This window comes from Sphingomonas trueperi, assembly GCF_011927635.1.
Taxonomy (GTDB): domain Bacteria; phylum Pseudomonadota; class Alphaproteobacteria; order Sphingomonadales; family Sphingomonadaceae; genus Sphingomonas; species Sphingomonas trueperi.
Genome location: NZ_JAATJB010000002.1, coordinates 500723 through 522151 on the forward strand (window position 1 = coordinate 500723; position 21429 = coordinate 522151).

Here is a 21429-nt window from a genome sequence, read left to right on the forward strand (position 1 = left end):
TGCCTCCGCCCTCTCCATCAGGAGAGGGGACCGAATGATCGGCAGAATTGGAATCGCGGCCGCAGCATGCGCAGCCGCGATTTTTGCGTTTGAGGGCCACGCGCAGCAGGCGCAGCAGGCGCCGGCACGGCCCAGCGTCGACGCGCCGGAGCTGGCGGCGCTCGGCAGCTACGGCGTCGGGGTGGCCGATCTCGAGTTCGTGGAAGCGGGCCGGGCCGATCCGCTGCAGGGCGCCGACAAGCCGGCGATCGTCGACCGGCACATCCCGATCAAGCTCTGGTATCCGGCCGCGGCAAAAGGCGCGGGCACCCGCTATCGCACCGCGCTGCCGGGCGAGAAGGGCAGCGACGTGCCGTTCGAGGTGCCGGGGCTCGCCACGCCGGGCGCGGCGGCGGCCAAGGGGCGCTTCCCGCTGGTGATCCTCGCCCATGGCTATAGCAACACCCCCGAGGTGCTGTCCTGGCTCGGCGAGAACCTCGCAAGCAAGGGCTATGTCGTGGTCGCGCCCGCCTTCCGCGATCCGCCGATCACCATCCGCACGCCGGCCGCGCGCGCCGGACCGTTGACCAGCCGCCCGCTCGACATCGCCTTCGTCGCTGCCGAGGCGCAGCGGCGGGCGCAGGCCGGGCAGGGGGCGTTCGCCGCCGCCGATGCCGCGCGCACCGCGCTGATCGGCTATTCGATGGGCGGTTACGGCGTGCTCACCGCCGGCGGCGCGCCGCTCGATCCGGCGGTGGCGGGCGCGACGCGCGGCGTGCTCGCGCCCTATGTGGCCGGGGCGGAGAAGGCGGAGCGCCTCAAGGTCGCCGATCTCAAGGCGGTGGTGGCGATCTCGCCGGCCAGCAACCTCTACGGCACGCCGCTCTGGGCAGCGCCCGGCGTGGCGGCGATCCGCGCGCCGACGCTGTTCATCGTCGGCAGCCAGGATCATGTCGTCGGCTATGATCCCGGCGTGCGCACGCTGTTCGAGCAGGCGGTCCACGCCCCGCGCTACCTGCTCACCTTCCGCGAGGCGGCGCACAGCATCGCGCTGATCGGCGCGCCGCCCGCGATGCGCGAGAGCTTCTGGGACCTCGATTGGTTCGAGGACGCGGTGTGGCGCAAGGACCGGCTGATGGCAGTGCAGGCGCACTTCATCACCGCGTTCCTCGATCGCTATGTGAAGGGCGAGGAGGCCAAGGCGTCGTACATCGACGGCTTGGTGCCGAACTCGAACGACGGGAAGTGGGCTGGCGCCCCGGGCGGCCGCTATGCCGGGTTCAGCCCCGGCGCGCCGGCCTCGACGATCTGGAAGGGCTTCCAGCCCAGCCGAATCTCGGGGATGAACTTCGAGTTCAAGCCCGCGCAGCCCTGAGCCGCGTCAGCACTCGACGACGTTGACCGCCAGGCCGCCGAGGCTCGTCTCCTTGTACTTGGAGCGCATGTCGAGGCCGGTCTGGCGCATCGTCTCGATCACCGCGTCGAGCGAGACCTTGTGCGTGCCGTCGCCGTGCAGCGCGAGCATCGCGGCGTTGATCGCCTTCACCGCGCCCATCGTGTTACGCTCGATGCAGGGGATCTGGACCAGCCCGCCGATCGGATCGCAGGTGAGGCCGAGATTATGCTCCATGCCGATTTCGGCGGCATTCTCGATCTGCGCGTTGCTGCCCCCCAGCGCCGCGGCGAGGCCCGCCGCCGCCATCGAGCAGGCGACGCCCACCTCGCCCTGGCAGCCCATCTCGGCGGCCGAGATCGACGCCTGGCGCTTGTAGAGGATGCCGATCGCCGCTGCCGTGAGCAGCAGGCGGCGGCTGCCCGCCTGGGTCGCGTTGCCGACGAAGCATTCGTAATAGCGCAGCACCGCCGGGATCACCCCCGCCGCGCCGTTGGTGGGCGCGGTGACGACGCGGCCGCCGGCGGCATTCTCCTCGTTCACCGCCAGCGCCCACAGGCTGACCCATTCGAGCACCGAGGCGGGCTCGACGCGGGGGCCCCGCGCCATCAGCTTCTGGTGGAGCTTGCGTGCGCGGCGGGGGACTTCCAGGCCGCCGGGCAGGATGCCGTCTTGCGCCATGCCGCGATCCATGCACGCGTTCATCGCATCATGGATGCCGTCGACAAAGGCGAGCGTCGCCGCATCGTCGCGCCAGCCGCGTTCGTTGGCGAGCATCAGCCCGGCGATGTCGAGCCCGAGCTCGTCGCAGCGCTGCAGCATCTCGCGGGCGCTGGCGAAGGGATGGTTGGTACCGGCGGAAAGGCCTGCCGCGGCTTCCTCGCCCTCGCGCCGGATCGCGCCGCCGCCGACCGAATAATAGGTCCGCTCCAGCACCGCGCCGTCGATCAGCGTGGCGCGCAGCTTCATGCCGTTGGGGTGGCCGGGGAGGAACTGGCGCTTGCGGAACTTGAGGTCGGCCTCGGGGTCGAAGCCTACCGACGCGGTGCCGTTCAGCAGGATGCGGCGCTCGGCGGCGATCTGCGCCAGCATCGGCTCTACCGCATCGGGATCGACACCCTCGGGCCGCTCGCCCGCCAGCCCCAGCACCACCGCGCGATCGGTGGCGTGGCCCTTGCCGGTCAGTGCCAGCGAGCCGAACAGCTCGCAGCACAGCTTGGTGACGCTGCGCCCGTCGGCGACCACCCAGGCGGCGAAGTCGCGCGCGGCGCGCATCGGCCCCACGGTATGCGAGCTCGACGGCCCGATGCCGATGGTGAACACGTCGGTGATGCTGATCGGCCCTGCATTCGGCCCGACGCCTTTGGTCGCCACGGAACCCGTCTCCTGAAACACTCGGTTGCGGGCCCCTTCTGTCCGTTTGCCTGAGATCGCTATCCCGTCGGCGGGCGCGCGCGGCGCCACTCTCCAGAATGTTATGGTCGGAAGGTCCTTTTGCCTGAGAGTTTCCGGGGCGGTTGCTCCTTCGGCGATCCGGTTGCCCGGATTCTCTCCCTTTCCGACAGCGTGTGTTTCGTCGTGCGGCCGCGCGCTGTCAAACGCTGATTGGGCGAAGGGCTTCCAGCGCGGGCAGCAGTTCGGCGAAGGAATCGATCACCGCCTCGGCGCCCAGCGTCGCCACCGGCACTTGCGAGAAGCCGAAGCTGCACGCGATCACGGGGACGGTCGCCGCCTGCGCCGCCTGCACGTCGTAGATCGAATCGCCGACGAACGCCGCCGGGTCGCCGCAGCGCCGGACCATCTCCAGGATCGGCGCGGGCGAAGGCTTGGCGGTGCCGGGGCCGAGCGTGTCGCCGCCGATCACGGTGGTGAAGCGCGGGAGCAGGCCGGTCGCCTCCAGCAGCGGCAGGCTGAGCGCCTCCAGCTTGTTGGTGACCACCGCCAGCGTGATGCCCTGCGCGGCCAGCGCATCGAGCGCGTCGAGCACGCCGGGATAAAGGCGGCTATGCTCGGCGATATGGTCGCCATAGGTCGCGACGAAGCGCGGATAGAGCCGTGCCACCACCGCCGCATCGCCGCCGCCTGTCGCCGCGACCGCCTGCTCCAGCAGCTTGTGCACGCCGCGGCCGACCATGGACAGGATGCGGTCGAGCGGCAGGGCCGGCCGGCCGTCCTCGGCGAGCACGCGGTTGAGCGTCGCGGCAAGGTCGCCGCTGGTATCGAGCAGCGTGCCGTCGAGGTCGAATCCGATGGTCCGGAAGGGCAGGGGCATGGCGTGCCGCATGGCAGCATCGTGCTGGAAAAGCCATGTCCAGCGTGGCAGGGGTTGCACCCCATTTCGACCGGAGACTGGCCACGTGACTGCACCCATCGCCGCGATCATCCTCGCCGCCGGCAAGGGCACGCGGATGAAATCCGATACCCACAAGGTGCTGCACCCGATTGCCGGACGGCCGATGCTGCTCCACCTGATCGACAGCGTGAAGGCGCTGGGCGCCGCGCGCGAGGTCGTGGTGGTCGGCGCCGGGCGCGAGCAGGTGGAGGCTGCCGTCACCCCACTGGGCGCGGAGACGGCGCATCAGGCCGAGCAGCTCGGCACCGGGCACGCCGTGCTCCAGGCCAAGGACGCGCTGGCGGGCTTCGACGGCGACGTGCTGATCCTCTATGGCGACGTGCCCCTCGTCACCACCGCGACGATGCGGCGGATGGTCGAGCGGCTGCATGGCGCGGACCAGCCCGCCGTCGTGGTGCTCGGCTTCCGCCCGGCCGATCCCGGCGCCTATGGCCGGCTGATCATCGAGGGCGGCGATCGCCTGTCGAAGATCGTCGAGTACAAGGACGCTTCGCCGGAGGAGCGCGCCGTCACCCTGTGCAATTCGGGGCTGATGGCGGTGCGGGGCGCCGATCTGTTCGTGCTGCTCGACCGGCTGAAGAACGACAACGCCGCCAGCGAATATTACCTGACCGACATCGTCGAGATCGCCAATGACGACGGCCGGGTCGCGGCGGTGATCGAGACGGGGGTCGCCGAAGTCACCGGCGTCAACAGCCGGGGCGAACTGGCGGCGGTGGAGGGGGCGTGGCAGCAGGCTCGCCGCGCCCGTGCCATGGCGGAGGGCGCGACGCTGATCGCGCCGGAGACGGTGTGGTTCGCCCACGACACGCAGATCGGCCGCGACGTGACGATCGAGCCCAACGTGGTGTTCGGCCCCGGCGTAACCGTCGCGGACGGCGTGGTGCTCCGTGCCTTCAGCCATATCGAGGGCGCGACCATCGCCAGCGGCGCGACCGTCGGCCCCTATGCCCGGCTGCGGCCCGGCGCGGTGCTGGAGGCGGACGCCCATGTCGGCAATTTCGTCGAGCTCAAGAACGCGGTGCTGGGCAAGGGCGCCAAGGCCAACCACCTGACCTATCTGGGCGATGCCAGCGTCGGCGCCGGGGCGAACATCGGCGCGGGCACGATCACCTGCAATTACAACGGCTTCCTAAAGCAGAAGACGGTGATCGGGGCGGGCGCCTTCATCGGATCGAACAGCGCGCTGGTGGCGCCGGTGGCGATCGGCGACGGGGCGATCATCGGCGCGGGATCGGTGATCACCCGCGATGTCGAGGCCGATGCGCTGGCGGTTACCCGTCCGGAAACATTGACGAAGCAGGGCTGGGCCACGACCTTCCGTGCGATAATGAAGGCACGAAAGGCCGCGAAATGACCGACCGCTATACCGACAAGCCGTTCCTCAAGCTGCTCGATGCCTATGTGCTCGACGCGATCGGCCATCTCGACGAGAAGAGCGACGCCCAGCTCACCGCCGCCGAACCCGCGCTGCGCGAAGCCTTCGGCGGGGAGAGCGATTGGCGGGGCATCGTCGTCGAGCGGATGCAGTTCCCCGAGGGGATCGCCGGGGCGATCCGCGAAGTCTGGGAAAAGGGCGCGGTGCGCTTCCGCGAGGAACAGGGGCACGAGCCCGATCCGGCCGAGTTCACCCGGATTTTCAACGACACCAACTTTCCGCACTGAGGGACAGGGCGCTTAGGAGGCGGACGCATTCAGCCATCCGTCAGTATGCCCCCGCTAGCGGCGGCCGCCCACCCGCGCTAGGGCTGGGGCAGGAGGACGGATGCGATGTGCGGAATCGTTGGAATCGTGGGCAAGGAAGACGTCGCAGAGCGTCTGTTCGAAGGCCTCAAGCGCCTCGAGTATCGCGGTTATGACTCGGCCGGCATCGCCACGGACGTAGACGGCACGATCGAGCGCCGCCGCGCCTCGGGCAAGCTGGTCAATCTGGGCAAGGAACTCGCCGCCCACCCGCTGCCCGGCACCACGGGTATCGCGCACACCCGCTGGGCGACGCATGGCGGCCCGACGACCAACAATGCGCACCCGCACGCGACCGGCGAAGTGGCCCTCGTCCACAACGGCATCATCGAGAATTTCAAGGCGCTGCGCGAGGAACTCACCGCGCGCGGCCGCACCTTCACCAGCGAGACCGACACCGAAGTCGTCGCCCATCTGGTGAGCGAGAAGGTCGAGGCGGGCATGGCCCCGGCCGATGCGGTGCGCGAGGTGCTGCCGCGCCTCCACGGCGCCTTCGCGCTCGCCATCCTGTTCCGCCAGCATCCCGATCTGCTGATCGGCGCGCGGCTCGGCTCGCCTTTGGTCGTCGGCTATGGCGAGGGCGAGACCTATCTCGGCTCGGACGCGCTGGCGCTGGCCCCGCTCACCCAGCGCATCGCCTATCTGGAAGAGGGCGACTGGGTCGTCATCACCAGGGATGGCGCCGAGATCTTCGACAAGGACAATAATCCGGTCGAGCGGCCGATCACCATCTCGGGCGTGACCGGCGAGCTCATCTCCAAGGGCAACCATCGGCATTACATGCTGAAGGAGATCTACGAGCAGCCGATCGTCGTCGCGCAGACGCTGCGCGCCTATCTCCAGCGCATGGAGGAGAAGGTGACGCTGCCGATTCCGGAGTTCGATCTCTCGGCGATCAAGCGCGTCACCATCGTCGCCTGCGGCACCAGTTATTATGCCGGCATGGTGGCGAAATACTGGTTCGAGCAGTTCGCCCGCGTGCCGGTGGACATCGATGTCGCCTCCGAATTCCGCTACCGTGCGCCGGTCATGGAAGACGGCGGGCTGATGATCGTGATCAGCCAGTCGGGCGAAACCGCGGACACGCTTGCTGCGCTCCGCCACGCCCGCAGCGAGGGGCAGACGATCGCCGCGGTGGTCAATGTGCCGACCAGCACCATGGCGCGCGAGGCGGACCTGCTGCTGCCGACCCATGCCGGGCCGGAGATCGGCGTGGCCTCGACCAAGGCGTTCAGCTGCCAGCTGGCGGTGCTGGCCGCGCTGGCGGCCAATCTCGCCAAGGCCAAGGGCAAGCTGGACGAAGCCGAGGAACGCCGCATCGTCCGCCATCTGGCCGAAGCGCCGGCTTCGCTCAACGCCGCGCTGGCCTATGACGAATCGATTCAGACGATGGCCGGGGTGATCGCGGCGGCGCGCGACGTGCTGTATCTCGGTCGCGGCACCGATTATCCGCTGGCGCTGGAAGGCGCGCTGAAGCTCAAGGAAATCAGCTATATCCATGCCGAGGGCTATGCCGCCGGCGAGATGAAACACGGGCCGATCGCGCTGATCGACGATGCCGTGCCGGTGATCGTGATCGCGCCTTCGGGCCCGCTCTTCGACAAGACCGTCAGCAACATGCAGGAAGTGCAGGCACGCGGCGGCAAGGTGGTGCTGATCTCGGACTATGACGGCATCCAGGCCGCGGGGGACGGCTGCATCGCCACCATCACCATGCCCAAGGTCCACCCGCTGATCGCGCCGCTGGTCTATGCGGTGCCGGTGCAGTTGCTCGCCTATCACGTTGCCGTCGCCAAGGGCACCGATGTCGACCAGCCGCGCAACCTGGCCAAGTCCGTCACCGTCGAGTGACGGGCTGGCGTGGCCGGGGTGTACTCGCGGCCACGCTATCCGCAGCTTCGCCTCATTCGTGCAGGAACAGGCCTGGCTGCACGTTCGGCAGATGCTGCCGGAGGTACATCGTCGTGGCGGGCGGCCGAGGCGCCGTCACATGCCGGCAGGCGCATCGGTACGGCGGGCGGGAGGCTCGTCGAACGGCATCGCCTGGGCGCGGCGCGGGCTGCGCGGCTGGGAATTGTCGAGCAGAATGCGTACCGCCCAGGGACGGCCGGCATTGCGGGCATAGTTCACGCGCATCTTCGGTCTCCTGAAGTGTTGCAGCCATAAGCATCGATCCGGGTGGCCGCTCCATCCTATGCGGGGCATGGCGCCCGCATACGTGCGTTTAGGTTCGCTGGGGGCTGGGCGGTGGCGGGGCGACAACCGGTGCGGTGAAGGGGCCATCCTCAACGCTGATCGGGGAAGGTTGTCGGGCGGCGAGGGGCAGGGGGGCAATGCCGCCCGACCCCTTTGGTGTACCGAACGACCTGCGGCGGCGTCAGTATACTGGAGTATCTGCCAACCCATCTTCCGGCGAGGCGATCCTATCCCTCGATGCGGGGATGCGCCGCGTCGACGCAGCCGACCGGGCAGGGCTTCCGAACAGGCGATCTTCTCCACCTGCCTCTTTCCGACGACGCCGGATACCCACCCTCGCGTCCCCGATGATGCGCGATGCCCTTCGCGAACGAGGGCGATGGCGTTGCAGTCGATCGGATCCCGCGCGGGCGGCCGCCGGCGCTGAGGAGACGTTTTGCATACATTGAGCAGGCAAAATTCCGTTCCTGTAAATTGTGTATGGGTTATGTAGTGACTATGTTGCAGCTGGATGGTGCGACTCAGGAGTTGGGTCATGACGGTATCGACCAAGGCAGCGTTTCCCTGGATCCTGAAATGCGGGTGGAAGGGGCTGTGCCCGCGCTGCGGCAAGGGGCGCATGTTCCGCTCCTGGCTGAAGGTGGCCGACACGTGCGAGGCGTGCGGTCTGGACTATCGCTTCGCCGCGCCGGACGACGGCCCCGCCTTCTTCTCGCTGTGCATCGTCGTTTTCCCGCTCACCTTCGTGGTGGTGTGGGTGCAGGTGGCCTTCGATCCGCCCTTGTGGGTGCATCTGTTCACCTCGCTGCCGCTGATGGCGCTGGGCAGCCTGTTGCCGCTGCGGCCGATCAAGGGCTGGCTGGTCGCCTCGCAATATGTGAACCGCGCCCGCGAGGCGGGGACCGAGCGGCTGTGGAACCGGCTCGACGGCCGCGCCGCCGGCAGCGATCCGTTCGAGGGATGATCGCCATCGCGTCGCCTGTTGCCCGGCGCGAAGCGGCGCGCGCGGCCGCGACGGCTTCGCCCAGCACCGGGATTGAGGGCGGGACCATGCGCGGAACGTCTGTAAATTTAGATGCGATCGGCTAGGCCTCGAACCATGCAAAGCTGGAAACCCGACATCGCCGGAACCCTGGGTCCGAAGTACCTCGCCATCGCTGATGCGATCGCGCGCGACATCGAGGCAGGCGCGCTGCAGCCCGGCGACCGGCTGCCGCCGCAGCGGATGCTGGCCGAGGCGCTGGGCGTGGACCTGACCACCGTCACCCGCGCCTATGGCGAGGCGCAGCGGCTGGGGCTGATCGAAGGCGATGGCCGCCGCGGCAGCTTCGTGCGCAGCAAGGCCGTCGAGCCCAGCGGCATTCCCTATACCGAGCCGGCCGATGCCGGGATGAACGCGCCCCCCCAAGCCGCGGACCGGCAGCTGGAAAAGGCGTTCGCCGCCTCGGCGGCGAACCTGCTCGGCCGGGCGGACGGGCCAGCGCCGTTCCACTATCAGCCACGCGGCGGCATGCCGCTGGCGCGTGCGGCGGGCGCCGCCCTGCTGCAGGGCCGCGGCATCCCGGCCCAGGACGATACCGTGCTGGTCAGCGCCGGCGGGCAGCACGCGCTGCATGCGGTGATCAGCACCGAGCTGCGCCCCGGCGACGTGCTGGCGGTGGGCGCGTTCGTCTATCCCGGGCTGCTCGCGGTCGCGCGGCGCTATGGCCTGACGCTGCGGGTGATCGCGAGCGACGGCGAGGGCATGATGCCCGAGGCGCTGGCGGACGCCTGTGCGGACGGGGTTGCGGCGGCCTATGTCGTTCCCACCAACGACAATCCGACTACCGCGACGATGGGCCCGGCGCGGCGCACGGCGCTGGCGGCAGTGGTGCGCCGCCACGGGCTGAAGCTGATCGAGGACGATGCCTATGGGCTGCTCCCCGAGGCGCCCTTGCCGCCGCTCGCCGCGCTGGTGCCGGAACGCTGCTGGCACATCGCCAGCGTTTCGAAGATCCTGTCGCCCGGCCTCCGCGTCGCCTGGATCGCCGCGCCCGACGTCGCGGCGGCGTGGCGGCTCGCGGCCGATCTGCACGAAACCGCGGTGATGGCGCCGCCGCTCAACGTCGCGGTGGTCGCCGACTGGCTGCACGGCGGCAGCTTCGATGCGCTGCGTGCCGCGGTGCGCGAAGAAGCACGCGCGCGGCAGGCGATCGCCCGCGCGGTGCTGCGTCCCGGCAGCTTCCACGCGCAGGAAGAAGGCTATCATCTGTGGATGCCGCTCCCGGCAGGGGCGAATGCGGCCGAAATTGTCAACGCGCTGCGGCCGCAGGGGCTGGGCGTGGTCGGCGGCGATGTGTTTGCGGTGGATCCCGGGACGGCGCCGCCCGCGTTGCGCGTTTCGATCGGAGGATCGACGCCGCGCGAGCGTGTCGAGCGTGCGCTGCGGTTGGTCGACGCGCTGACCACCCCCGAGGCGACCCGCAAAATCGCGCTCGTCTAAGCGCTGCCAACCCCAAGGTAGAGGGACCCTAGACCGAAGATGGATGTCCGCTTCGCGTCGATTATGGCAGCGTTGGTGCGGATCGAGGGGCCCCGCGTCGTTTAGTCCTTGGTATTCCGCGCGTTAGAAAAAGCCGGAATTCCGCCCGCTTGCCGCCCAGTTCCGGCGGTCTATATCGCTCGCACCTGCAGCAAAGAACGATAGCATGACCGCAACCACCCGCCCCCAAGGGCCCAAGGGCCCCAGCCTGCTCGCATCGATCCACGATGTCGGGCCCCGTTCCGAGGGCGCGGTCGACCAGCTTTCCGAGCTGTTCCTGCGGCATATCGGCGCGCCCCGCTATGCGATGCTGGTGGTGCCGGACCATTGGGGATCGGCCCCGCTGGTCCCCGGCAGCCCCTTCGCCACCCGGCTGCGCGGCTGGGCTGATTCGGGGATCGAGATGTTCCTGCACGGCTGGTTCCACAAGGACGTCTCCGAGCACGCCTCGGCCGGCGCGCGCTTCAAGGCCAGGCACATGACCGCAGGCGAGGGCGAGTTCCTCGGCCTCGACTATGCCACCGCGCGCGACCGGATGGCGCGCGGCAGGGCGCTGGTGGAGGACATTATCGGCCGCCCCGTCACCGGCTTCATCGCCCCCGCCTGGCTGTATGGCGACGGCGCCCGCGAAGCGCTGCGCGACCTCGATTTCGCGCTCGCCGAGGATCATTTCCGGGTGTGGGCGCCGCAACAGGCCGACCGCGTGCTCGCCAAGGGCCCGGTGATCACCTGGGCCAGCCGCAGCAAGAGCCGGATTGCCTCCTCGCTCGCCGTGGCCGCGCTCGCCCGCACGCTGCTGCCGCGCCGCCCGGCGATGCGGCTTGGCGTGCATCCGGGGGACATCACCGTGCCGGCGCTGCTCACGAGCATCGACAAGACGCTCGGTGCGCTGACCAAGGGCGGCCGCTTCGGCCAATATCGCGAACTGCTGGAGACGCATTGATGCGCATCCTCGACGTCTGCGCCTTCTACAGCCCCTATGGCGGCGGCGTGAAAACCTATGTCCGTCGCAAGATGGAGCTGGGTGCCAAGCTGGGCCACGAGATCGTCATCCTCGCCCCCGGCGAGCGCGAGGAGATCCTCGAGGCGCGCGACGGCGCGATCCTCGCGACGATCCCGGCCCCGTTGCTGCCGCTCGACCGCCGCTACCGCTATTTCGACGACGAGCCCGCGCTCCACGCCGCGCTGGACCGCTGGCGGCCCGATTTCGTCGAGGCCTCGTCGCCTTGGCGCAGCGCCTCGATGGTCGCGCGCTGGCAGGGATCGGCGGCGCGGTCGCTGGTGATGCACGCCGATCCGCTGGCCGCCTATGCCTATCGCTGGTTCGGCACGATTGCCAACCGCGAGACGATCGACAAGGGCTTCTCCTCCTTCTGGCAGCATCTCCGCCGGCTCGACGACGGGTTCGACCAGGTGGTGACGGCGGGGCAGGGGCTTGCGCGCCGGCTGACCGAAGGCGGTCTGACCAAGGTGGCGACGATCCCGATGGGCGTCGAGCCCGGCTATTTCAGCCCTACCCTGCGCGACGAATCGCTCCGTGCCGAACTGCTGGCGAGCTGCGGGCTGGGGCCCGAGGCGACGTTGCTGATCGGCGTCGGCCGGCTGGCGCCGGAGAAGCGCTGGCCGATGGTGATCGAGGCGGCCGAGGCGGCGGCGGGGCGGCATCCCATGGGGCTGGTCCTGATCGGCACCGGCACCGCCCGCTCCAAGGTGATCACCGCGATCGGCCGCAACCCGCACGCCCAATTGTTCGAGCCGACCAGCAACCGCGAGCAGCTCGCCCGGGTGCTGGCGAGCGCCGACGCGCTGGTCCATGGCTGCGAGGCGGAGACCTTCTGCATGGTCGCCGCCGAAGCGCGCGCCAGCGGCCTGCCGTTGATCGTTCCCGACGAGGGCGGCGCCGCCGACCAGTTCGTCGAAGGGCAGGGGATGCTCTATCGTTCGGCCGACCCGGTGTCCTTGCGCGATGCGCTGACCCACTTCGTCGACACCACCCCGATGTTCCACCGCATGCGCGCCACCGCGGACGCGCCGTCGACGCGGACGATGGACCAGCATTTCGAGGAACTGTTCGCGAGCTACCAGGCGATGGCGTACTCGCGCGCGGCGTAAGGGCGCGGCGCCTCGCGCTTACGGTCCCGGGCGCGGCCGTTTCGCTGCTTCCGCGGCAACGGCTGCGTCCCAGGTTCCCCAGTCGATCGACCGGCCGGGATAGGCCACCCGCGCGAACGGCCAGTCCGTGCGGATCCACTCGGTGACCCACGCATAGAGTTCGGCGTCGAACCCGGCGTCATGGTCCGCCTTGGTCACCCACAGCCGCACCATGGCGTCGTAGCCGGGGATCGGGCTGGGCGAGACATACACCGATCCTCGCTCGCGGCGACCATCGGGGGAGAGCACCGCATAGGCGAAGGACCGACGCGCGCGGAAGCGGGCCTGTTCCGTCTCCATGTCGCGCATGGCATCGGCATCGGTGATGCCGGGGTGCGGCCATGCGGTGCTGCGCGTGAAGGTCTTCTGGAGATGGTCGATCGACGACATATAGGCGTCGAAGTCGATCTTGACCAAAGCGGGCCCGAGCGGGACGAGCTTGAACCTTTGCGCGTCCACCAGGGTCGGTGGTGCGAATCCGGCAGGCACGAAGGGCGAAGCTCCGCCCGCTTCCTCCGCGGCGGCAGGCGCGGGCAGCTGCTGCGCCAGCGCTGCTGGCGACACCGCGGCGGCGGCCAAGGCCAGGGTCAGGCTGCGAAGTACCGTCGTCATGCGTGCAATCTCCCCGGGCTGGATCGAGCCCGCAGGTCGCTGCAACAATACGACGTTTACCCCAGCCGCGGGGTCTAGCCGCGCGCAGGTGCCGTCGCTGTCTCCAGCCGCTTCAGGAACGCCGGCAGCGCACAGCGGTGCTCGGCGCCCTCGTCGCAGCCCTTGAGGCGGAGCGGCGTCCAGACCGTGCGGTCGCGGGCGGCGCGCATGTCGGCGGCGCTCTGGCTGCGGTACCAGAGGCGCACCGCCTGGCGGCCATTGGGTGCCTTGACCAGCGCGATGGCGATGCCGCCGCCCGGCGAGGGATCGTTGGTCGCGAAGCCCGGCGCCTTGACCGGCACGCCCAGCACCGCCGCCAGTGCCGCGACGTTGGTATCGTGGCCGATCAGCACGTCCAGCTTGGGCGCGTCGGCGGCGGTCAGGTCGCGGGTGATGCGGTCGACCGTCGGCGCCATCTGGAAGGCGGCCATATAGGGCGGGCGGCTGAATATGTCGAACAGCGCGCCGTGGACCGCGCCCAGTGCTTCCAGCCGCGCCGGCGTCGCGCGGCCCCAGCCGACCTGCGCCAGCGGCAGGCCTTCGAGATATTGCAGCATCAGCACCTGCGCGGTGCCCGACGCGGCGCGGATCGGACCCTTGAGGTCGATCCCATGGCCGTCTTCGCTGGCGCGGACCGAGGAGGGCTCGACCGGGCTGCACGGCGCGGTGGGGCAGGCGAGCACCTGCTCCAGCAGCGTGAGCCCTTCGGCATGGCGCCGGGTCAGCGCCTCGCCGCCGCCGGTATAGCGGTTGATCGATTCTACCGCGCGGGCCGCGTCGAACGCGGCGGGATGGGCGCCCAGCGGCTCGAAGATCGGGTCGTTGGTGCCTTCGGGCTTGTGGCCCACCACGACCTGGCAAGCGGGCGCGAAGCCCGCCGCATAGGCCTGGCCGCTGGCGATCGTGCGCGGCGAGCTGTTGGTCCAGAGCCGCAGCGCCGCGGGATCGGGGCAGCCGTTGGCGGCGACCAGCCCGGCGGCGGCGAACCAGCGTCGATCGGCCTTGGCCAGCGCGCGGAGTGCCGCAGCGCCGTGCGGCGTCACCTGCTCGGCCGGTCCGTTCCAGCGCGGCCAGGGCTGGCCGGTGCGCGTCGCGGGCGGCACCTCGCCGTCCAGCGGCGCGCGCACGCCGTGGCGCATCAGCAGCACCAGCCGCTCGACATGCAGCGGCTTTGGCGTCGTCGTTGCCTGGACGGCGGTGGGGAACAGGGCGAGCGCAGCAAGCGCGCCGACGCGCGCGAGAGGAGAGGTGGTCATCGGCGGATGCTAGCCTTCGCGCGTGAAAGCTGTGTGACGAAAAAGAATACCAATTTAATAATTGGTATTGCTCCTGTGATTTCCGCGATTTGCGCTGCATCGCAGCAAAAATGTAACCCCGGGATACTGAAATTGCCACGGAGGCTACGCTGAATTGCCGCCAGCCGCAGCTAGCGGCGGCAGCGACCAGCAGGAACAGGCTGGCACCAATATCCAGCGAAGGACATAACCAATGGGACACTGGAACAAGCGCACCGCGCTGCTCCTGGGCGGGGGCATGGTCGCACTCATCGCACAGGGGCAGGCATGGGCCGCCACGCCGCGCGAGAACACCGTCGCGGCAGCCGCGTCGGACACCCCGACCTCGGACAATGACGATCAGACGCGCGACGGCGAGACGATCGTCGTCACCGGCCAGCGCGCCGCGATCAAGACGGTGCAGGAGGAGCAGGTGAAGAGCGCCTCGCTCGTCACCATCGTCTCGGGCGAGGAACTGCGCGCGCAGCCGCAGCAGAACCTGGCCGACCTGCTCACCCGCCTGCCGGGCGTCAGTTCCTCGGTCGACCAGTCGCGCAACGCCGCCTCGACCGGCGAGGCGCAGTATCTGTCGATCCGCGGGCTCGACACCGCCTACAACGCCTATGCGCTCGACGGCGTCCGCCTGGCGCAGACCGATGCGCGCACCCGCGCCATCTCGATGAACCTGTTGTCGCCCTTCGCGCTCTCCGAGGTTCGCGTCGACAAGGCACCGACCGCGGCGCAGGACGGCGACGCCATCGCCGGCGTGATCGACCTGCGCACCGCCTCGCCCTTCGATTTCGGCGCGCACCATTTCCAGATCCGCGCACAGGGCCAGATCGCCGGCCGCGCGGCTGCGCGCGACCAGGATCCCTGGGGCGGCACGATCGCGCTCGAAACCGCCCAGCAGTTCGGCAGTTTCGGCGTCTATGCCTCGGGCTATTACGGCAAGAAGAACGTCTTCAGCGAGTCGGTGGCGATCCACAAGGATTACACCAAGCAGAACGGCAATGTGCCGGGCGCGGTGCGCGACAACCTCGCCAACGCGGTGCCGGTCGGCGTCGAGTGGAACATCTTCCAGAACAAGATCGAGCGCTTCGGCGGCACGGTGAACCTGGAATGGAAGGGCGACAGCACCGACCTCTATGCCCGCACGACCTATGGCGAATACCGCCTCAAGAACTGGATGGACCAGACTGCCGCGCGCAGCGTGGGCCTCACCGCCGGCCAGACCAACCCGAACGCGGGCAGCAAGCTGGGTTCCAACTATGACAGCGCCGGCTATCTGGCGATGTACGGTCTCGGCGGCACCAACTATTTCCGTACCGAGCACAGCAACCAGCGGCTTTTCACCACCAAGATCGGCGGTGAGAGCCGGCTGGGCGACCTGACGCTCGACTATAACGGTGCCTATTCGCGCGGCGCGACGAGCTATCCGCTGCGCATCCAGGCCAAGTGGGGCAGCCCGACCTATATCGGGCCGAATGCGACGGGCCCGGCTACCTACAAGCTGATCACCGGCCTGGCCGATCGCACCAACCCGCAGGTGGTGCTGACCGACGACGCCCGCAACACGATCACCAATCTCGACAATTTCGGCCAGGCCTACACCACGGCGCAGTTCGAGGATTCGTGGGAATCGAAGCTCGAGGGCCGGCTGGACGGCACCTGGCGCTTCGGCGATCGCGGGCTTTCCTCGATCCAGGCAGGCACCAAGTACGAAGCCTCGAAGCGCTATTCGAACAGCCTCGGCGACGATGGTGCGCTCGAATATGATTTCACCGCCACCGACCCGAACATGACCAAGCTCACCGCGGTGCCGGGCAAGCGGCTGAACGGCTTCATGAACGACATGCAGGTGCCGTTCTACATCCCCGATCATGCCTGGATCGAGGCGCAGAACGCCAAGCTGTCGCTGTCGAAGCTGTCCGGCATCGATCCGGTGAAGCTGGAAGAGAACCGGCTCGACGGCAAGGAGCATCGCGCCAGCGGCTATATCCTCGCCAATTTCGCGTTCGGCGGCCTGACGATCACGCCGGGCCTGCGCTACGAGCACAACTGGTTCCAGGGCCGCTATTGGCAGGACAATGGCAAGACCGCAGGCTTCACCACCAGCGCGCGCAGCTACGACCAGTGGTTGCCGAGCCTGATCGCCTCCTATCGCCCGGGCGCGAACACCGTGTACCGCTTCTCGGTGCGCAAGAGCTATTCGCGCCCGGCGTTCGACCTGCTGCTCGGGCCGACCAGCGTCTCGCGCGACGACAGCGGCAAGATCACCTCGATCTTCGTGCCGAACCCCAATCTCGATGCGGTGGAGGCGTGGAACGTCGATACCTCGATCGAGCACAAGGGGGCGGGCACCGATCTGTTCTCGGCGTCGCTCTACTACAAGCGCCTGAACCATGTGATGTTCTCGACCGGCTCGACCAACGCGACCGGCGACCTCAACGTGTGGACCTCGCCCAACAGCCAGCTCTCGCCCGACGGGGTCGAGATCGAGACGCTCGACACCAGCGGCGAGGGCAGCGTCTACGGCGTGGAACTGTTCGCGCGCTACAGCCTGAAGGGCCTGCCGGGCCTGCTCGACGGGCTGGGTTTCCAGGGCAACGTGACGCTGCAGCGGGCGGATGCGACGGTGTACGTCTCGAACGGCTATCGCCGTCAGCGCATGCCGCAGGCGCCGCAGGTGATGTTCAACACCGAGCTGTTCTGGGTGCATGGCGGGTTCAACGCCGCGCTGAACTACGCCTATACCGGCAACAAGCTGTACGACCTGCGCTCGTCGCAGCCGGACACCTATGTCCAGCCGGTCTCCACGATGAACGCGATCCTCAGCTATGCGGTGAACCAGCATCTCACCGCCGGCGTGTCGGTGCAGAACCTGCTCGATTCGCACAGCTACTGGTCGACGGCCGGAGTCGGCAAGGCGCTGCTCTCGGTGGATCGCAAGGGCGGCTATGTCGAGGTGGGGCGCACCTACATGCTCAACCTGTCCTACGCGTTCTGAACAAAAAGGCCGGTCCGCCTAGGGAGGGAAGCGGACCGGCCCGTCATGCGCAAGCGATACTCTCGTACGTGGAAAACAAGTCGGCGCCCCACTGGGGGGATCGGTCGTGGAACGCCGACTTGTTCCAAACTGGCTATGCCCTGCGTCAGTTCAGGGCTGGCCGATACGCGGTTACCGGCGAAGGGAGCGGGGGGAAGCGCTGCCGTTCGCGTGCCCTCCAGATAGCCGCACGGGCCGATTCCGGCCATTCGGGGGGAGTCCGATCCGGGTTTCTCCGTAACGTTTTCTCAACGATCCAATCGATTGCAGTCGGCCACCGCGGCCAGCACGGGCTCTGCCCATTCGCGGCGGCAGATCAGCAGATCGGGCACGCTGGTGCTCGCCTGGTTGTAGACGATGGGCGCGCCGTCGATGCGCGAAGCGTGCAGCCCCGCCGCCAGCGCCACTGCTACAGGTGCGCAATTGTCCCACTGATGCTGGCCGCCGGAATGGAGGTAGATCTCGGCCTCGCCGCGCACCACCGCCATCGCCTTGGCCCCTGCCGAGCCCATGCCGACATGCACGGCGCCGATCGAACTGCCGACCTCGGCGCAGAGCTGGCTGGCGCGGGTGCGGCTGACCAGCATGCGCGGCGGCTGCTGCGGCGTGGCCAGCGCGGGCGGGGTGTCGCTGGCGAGCGTCAGCCCGAGCCGGGGCAGGGCGACCGCGCCGACCGCCGGTTCACCGTCGATGGCGAGCGCGACATGCACCGCCCAGTCCTCGCGCCGCTCGGCGAATTCGCGGGTGCCGTCGAGCGGGTCGATGATCCACACCCGGCTGCGGCCGAGGCGGACGGGGTCGTCGGCGGATTCCTCGGAGAGGATCGCGTCGTCGGGCCGGGCCGCGCGCAACCGATCGAGGATCAGCGCATTCGCCTCCGCGTCGCCCCGCGCGCCGCCGGCGCACTCGCCCTGGATGCGGAGCAGCAGCGCGCCGGCTTCCTCGGCGATGGCATGCGCGAGCTGGGCGTCGTTCACAGCATCGGGCTCCATACGCCCATGATCGCCTCGACGATCTGCTCCGCGGCCTCCTCGGGACTCGTGCGGGTGGTGTCGATGCGGATCTCCGGGGCGAGCGGCGGCTCATAGGGGCTGGAGATGCCGGTGAAATTGGCGATCTCGCCGGCGCGCGCCTTCTTGTAGAGCCCCTTTACGTCGCGGCGCTCGGCCTCCTCGATTGGGGTATCGACGAAGATCTCGAAGAACTCTCCCTCGGGCAGCAGCGAGCGCACCATCGCCCGCTCGGCGCGGAAGGGCGAGATGAAGGCGGTGAGCACGATCAGGCCGGCATCGGTCATCAGCTTGGCAACCTCGCCGATGCGGCGGATATTTTCCACCCGGTCCTGATCGCTGAAGCCGAGATCGCGGTTGAGCCCGTGGCGGATATTGTCCCCGTCGAGCAGGAAGCTGTGCTTGCCCAGCGCATGCAGCTTCTTCTCGACCAGATTGGCGATGGTCGACTTGCCCGAGCCGGACAGGCCGGTGAACCAGAGCAGGCGCGGCTGCTGGCCCTTTTGCTGGGCATGGGCCTCGCGGGTGATCTCCACCGCCTGCCAGTGGACGTTCTGCGCGCGGCGCAGCGCGAAATCGAGCATGCCGGCGCCGACCGTGGCGTTGGTCAGCTTGTCGATCAGGATGAAGCCGCCGAGATCGTGGCTCTCGGCATAGGGCTCGAAGACGATGCCGCGATCGGTGACGATCTCGGCCACGCCGATGTCGTTGAGCGCCAGCGTCTTGGCGGGCGCGCGTGCCATGGTGTTGACATCGATCGCATACTCGGGCGCGCGGATCACCGCGCTGACCGTCTGGGTGCCGAGCTTGAGCCAATAGGCGCGGCCGGGCAGCAGCTCGGCCGGGTCCATCCAGACGATGGTCGCCTTGAACTGGTCCGCGGCCTGCGGGGGCGCGTCGGCGGTGGCGATCACGTCGCCGCGCGAGCAGTCGACTTCGTCGGCGAGGGTGAGGGTGACCGATTCCCCTGCGACCGCGATGTCCTTGTCGCCGCCCATCGCGACGATGCGCGCGACGGTGCTGGTGCGGCCCGAGGGCAGGATCCGGACCGGGTCGCCCGGGCGTATGGTGCCGCTGGCGATCAATCCGGCAAAGCCGCGAAAGTCGAGATTGGGTCGGTTGACCCATTGCACCGGCATGCGGAACGGCTTGATGCGATCGATGTCGCCGTTGACTTCGACGCTTTCGAGATGGTCGAGCAGCACCGGGCCGCCGAACCAGGGCATCGCATCGCTGCGCGTCGTGACGTTGTCGCCCTGGAAGCCCGAGATCGGGATCGGCGTGAAATCCTGGATGCCGATCGACTGGGCGAACTCGGCATAGGCATCGACGATGCGGTCGAACACCGCCTGGTCATAGTCGACCAGGTCCATCTTGTTCACCGCCACCACCAGGTGCCGAATGCCGAGCAGATGCGCGAGGAAGCTGTGCCGTTTGGTCTGAGTCAGCACGCCCTTGCGCGCATCGATCAGGATGACGGCGAGGTCGGCGGTTGAGGCGCCGGTGACCATGTTGCGGGTGTACTGCTCGTGCCCGGGCGTATCCGCCACGATGAACTTCCGCTTCTCGGTCGCGAAGAAGCGATAGGCGACGTCGATGGTGATGCCCTGCTCGCGCTCGGCGGCGAGGCCGTCGACCAGCAGCGCGAAGTCGATCGCCTGGCCCTGGGTGCCGACGCGCTTCGAGTCACTCTCCAGCGCCGAGAGCTGGTCCTCGAAGATCTGCTTCGAATCGTACAGGAGGCGACCGATCAACGTCGACTTGCCGTCGTCGACCGAGCCGCAGGTGAGGAAGCGCAGCAGGGACTTGTGCTGGTGCAGCTCGAGATAGGCCGAGATGTCGGAAGCGATCAGCGCGTCGGGGCGGTAGGCGGTCATCAGAAATACCCCTCCTGCTTCTTCTTCTCCATGCTGGCTGTCTGGTCGTGGTCGATCGCGCGGCCCTGGCGTTCGCTGGTGGTGGTGAGCAGCATCTCCTGGATCACGCTCTCCAGCGTGTTCGCCGTGCTCTCCACCGCGCCGGTGAGCGGGTAGCAGCCGAGCGTGCGGAAGCGGATCGAGCGCTCGACCGGGACTTCGCCGGGGTGCAGCCGGAAGCGCTCGTCATCGACCATCAGCAGCATGCCGTCACGCTCCACCGTCGGCCGGGTGGCGGCGAAGTAGAGCGGCACGATCTCGATGCCCTCGGCGAGGATGTATTGCCAGATGTCGAGCTCGGTCCAGTTGGAGAGCGGGAAGACGCGGATGCTCTCGCCCTTGGCCTTGCGGGCATTGTACAGCCGCCAAAGCTCGGGCCGCTGGTTCTTGGGGTCCCAACGGTGGCTGGCGGTACGGAAGCTGAAGATCCGCTCCTTGGCGCGGCTTTTCTCCTCGTCGCGCCGCGCGCCGCCGAACGCCGCGTCGAAGCCGTATTTGTCGAGCGCCTGCTTCAGCCCCTCGGTCTTCCACAGGTCGGTATGGAGGCCACCATGATCGAACGGGTTGATCCCGCGCGCCTTGGCCTCGGGATTCTGGTGGACGAGCAGTTCCATGCCCGCTTTCGCTGCCGAGCGCTCGCGCAGTTCGTACATCGCCTTGAACTTCCAGGTCGTGTCGACATGGAGGAGCGGGAAGGGCGGGGGCGCCGGATAGAAGGCCTTGCGCGCGAGGTGGAGCATCACCGCGCTGTCCTTGCCGATCGAATAGAGCATCACCGGCCGCTCGGCCTCGGCGACGACTTCGCGCAGGATGTGGATGCTCTCGGCCTCGAGCCGCTGGAGATGAGTCAGCGGGGCGGGGGACGCGGTGGCGGAATCCATGGTGCTCGTTTGCAGCATGGAAGGGCATGTAAAAAGCCCCGGGCGCCCGCGCGATCTAGTAAATGTTTAGTGCGGCATACCCGCCCCCGGCCGATCCTGCGGCGGGGGCGGGCAGCGGGATCAGTCGCGGCTCGGCTTGCCGACGCCGGTATACTGCAGGCCGGCGCGCTCGAGCTCGGCCGGCGGATAGATGTTGCGCAGGTCGACGAGGACCGGTGCCTTCAGGCTGTTCTTGATGCGGGTGAGGTCGAGCGCGCGGAACGCGTCCCACTCGGTGACGATCACCAGCGCGTCCGAACCCTCGGCCGCCGCATA

18 protein-coding genes and 1 riboswitch are annotated in these 21429 nt (G+C 68.6%); of the genes, 9 read left to right on the plus strand and 9 right to left on the minus strand.

Annotated features, from left to right (window positions below):
- Positions 1-34: 34 nt before the first annotated feature.
- A complete protein-coding gene (locus GGR89_RS05745) occupies positions 35-1354 on the plus strand; it encodes an alpha/beta hydrolase family protein (RefSeq protein WP_125972606.1) in 1320 nt (439 codons plus the stop codon).
- Between the two features lie 6 nt (positions 1355-1360).
- On the opposite strand, the gene GGR89_RS05750 is transcribed toward GGR89_RS05745, so the two are convergent.
- A complete protein-coding gene (locus tag GGR89_RS05750) occupies positions 1361-2746 on the minus strand; it encodes an L-serine ammonia-lyase (RefSeq protein ID WP_125972604.1) in 1386 nt (461 codons plus the stop codon).
- Positions 2747-2848: 102 nt separating this feature from the next.
- Positions 2849-2939, minus strand: a riboswitch (glycine riboswitch).
- Between the two features lie 27 nt (positions 2940-2966).
- The gene (locus GGR89_RS05755) at positions 2967-3644 is read right to left on the minus strand and encodes an HAD-IA family hydrolase (RefSeq protein WP_206434253.1); all 678 of its coding nucleotides are present in this window, start codon (positions 3642-3644) and stop codon (positions 2967-2969) included.
- A gap of 85 nt (positions 3645-3729) precedes the next feature.
- Between GGR89_RS05755 and glmU the strand changes: the two genes are divergently transcribed.
- The 3 genes from glmU to glmS all read left to right on the plus strand — a co-directional run bounded on the left by glmU (position 3730) and on the right by glmS (position 7319).
- Positions 3730-5082 (plus strand): bifunctional UDP-N-acetylglucosamine diphosphorylase/glucosamine-1-phosphate N-acetyltransferase GlmU, encoded by a 1353-nt coding sequence (glmU, locus tag GGR89_RS05760; protein WP_125972600.1) that lies wholly within the window; start codon positions 3730-3732, stop codon positions 5080-5082.
- Positions 5079-5390, plus strand: coding sequence for a hypothetical protein (locus GGR89_RS05765; protein WP_125972598.1), 312 nt, complete (start codon positions 5079-5081; stop codon positions 5388-5390). The genes glmU and GGR89_RS05765 overlap by 4 nt, the downstream gene beginning before the upstream one ends.
- A 105-nt stretch (positions 5391-5495) precedes the next feature.
- On the plus strand, positions 5496-7319 hold the full coding sequence (gene glmS / locus GGR89_RS05770; RefSeq protein WP_125972596.1) for a glutamine--fructose-6-phosphate transaminase (isomerizing): 1824 nt from the start codon (positions 5496-5498) through the stop codon (positions 7317-7319).
- Positions 7320-7454: 135 nt separating this feature from the next.
- On the opposite strand, the gene GGR89_RS05775 is transcribed toward glmS, so the two are convergent.
- Positions 7455-7604 (minus strand): hypothetical protein, encoded by a 150-nt coding sequence (locus GGR89_RS05775; RefSeq protein WP_164542611.1) that lies wholly within the window; start codon positions 7602-7604, stop codon positions 7455-7457.
- 595 nt (positions 7605-8199) lie between these two features.
- Between GGR89_RS05775 and GGR89_RS05780 the strand changes: the two genes are divergently transcribed.
- The 4 genes from GGR89_RS05780 (at position 8200) to GGR89_RS05795 (ending at position 12297) form a co-directional block, all read left to right on the plus strand.
- The gene (locus GGR89_RS05780; RefSeq protein ID WP_125972594.1) at positions 8200-8628 is read left to right on the plus strand and encodes a DUF983 domain-containing protein; all 429 of its coding nucleotides are present in this window, start codon (positions 8200-8202) and stop codon (positions 8626-8628) included.
- A gap of 135 nt (positions 8629-8763) precedes the next feature.
- Positions 8764-10146 carry an aminotransferase-like domain-containing protein gene (locus GGR89_RS05785; protein WP_125972592.1) on the plus strand — a complete coding sequence of 461 codons (1383 nt, stop codon included), beginning with the start codon at positions 8764-8766 and terminating at the stop codon, positions 10144-10146.
- Between the two features lie 205 nt (positions 10147-10351).
- Complete coding sequence (locus tag GGR89_RS05790) at positions 10352-11128, plus strand: DUF2334 domain-containing protein (protein ID WP_125972590.1); 777 nt, start codon at positions 10352-10354, stop codon at positions 11126-11128.
- Complete coding sequence (locus GGR89_RS05795) at positions 11128-12297, plus strand: glycosyltransferase (protein ID WP_125972588.1); 1170 nt, start codon at positions 11128-11130, stop codon at positions 12295-12297. The genes GGR89_RS05790 and GGR89_RS05795 overlap by 1 nt, the downstream gene beginning before the upstream one ends.
- 18 nt (positions 12298-12315) lie before the next feature.
- Here the strand turns inward: GGR89_RS05795 and GGR89_RS05800 are convergent, their stop codons facing one another.
- Both GGR89_RS05800 and GGR89_RS05805 read right to left on the minus strand, forming a co-directional pair.
- Complete coding sequence (locus GGR89_RS05800; RefSeq protein WP_125972586.1) at positions 12316-12948, minus strand: twin-arginine translocation pathway signal protein; 633 nt, start codon at positions 12946-12948, stop codon at positions 12316-12318.
- Between the two features lie 74 nt (positions 12949-13022).
- Complete coding sequence (locus GGR89_RS05805; RefSeq protein ID WP_125972584.1) at positions 13023-14243, minus strand: histidine-type phosphatase; 1221 nt, start codon at positions 14241-14243, stop codon at positions 13023-13025.
- 232 nt (positions 14244-14475) lie between these two features.
- Here GGR89_RS05805 and GGR89_RS05810 point away from each other — a divergent pair, with 232 nt between their 5' ends.
- Positions 14476-17268 (plus strand): TonB-dependent receptor, encoded by a 2793-nt coding sequence (locus GGR89_RS05810; protein WP_125972582.1) that lies wholly within the window; start codon positions 14476-14478, stop codon positions 17266-17268.
- A gap of 287 nt (positions 17269-17555) precedes the next feature.
- Here the strand turns inward: GGR89_RS05810 and GGR89_RS05815 are convergent, their stop codons facing one another.
- The 4 genes from GGR89_RS05815 to GGR89_RS05830 form a co-directional block, all read right to left on the minus strand.
- Entirely contained in the window at positions 17556-18299 is a 744-nt protein-coding gene (locus GGR89_RS05815) for a 3'(2'),5'-bisphosphate nucleotidase CysQ (protein WP_125972580.1), read from the minus strand.
- Positions 18281-20194 carry a sulfate adenylyltransferase subunit CysN gene (cysN, locus tag GGR89_RS05820; protein WP_125972578.1) on the minus strand — a complete coding sequence of 638 codons (1914 nt, stop codon included), beginning with the start codon at positions 20192-20194 and terminating at the stop codon, positions 18281-18283. The genes GGR89_RS05815 and cysN overlap by 19 nt, the downstream gene beginning before the upstream one ends.
- Complete coding sequence (gene cysD, locus GGR89_RS05825; RefSeq protein ID WP_167712780.1) at positions 20194-21132, minus strand: sulfate adenylyltransferase subunit CysD; 939 nt, start codon at positions 21130-21132, stop codon at positions 20194-20196. The genes cysN and cysD overlap by 1 nt, the downstream gene beginning before the upstream one ends.
- Before the next feature lie 102 nt (positions 21133-21234).
- Positions 21235-21429, minus strand: a 195-nt coding sequence (locus GGR89_RS05830; RefSeq protein ID WP_245201569.1) for a UDP binding domain-containing protein, incomplete at its 5' end; no start/stop codon positions are given.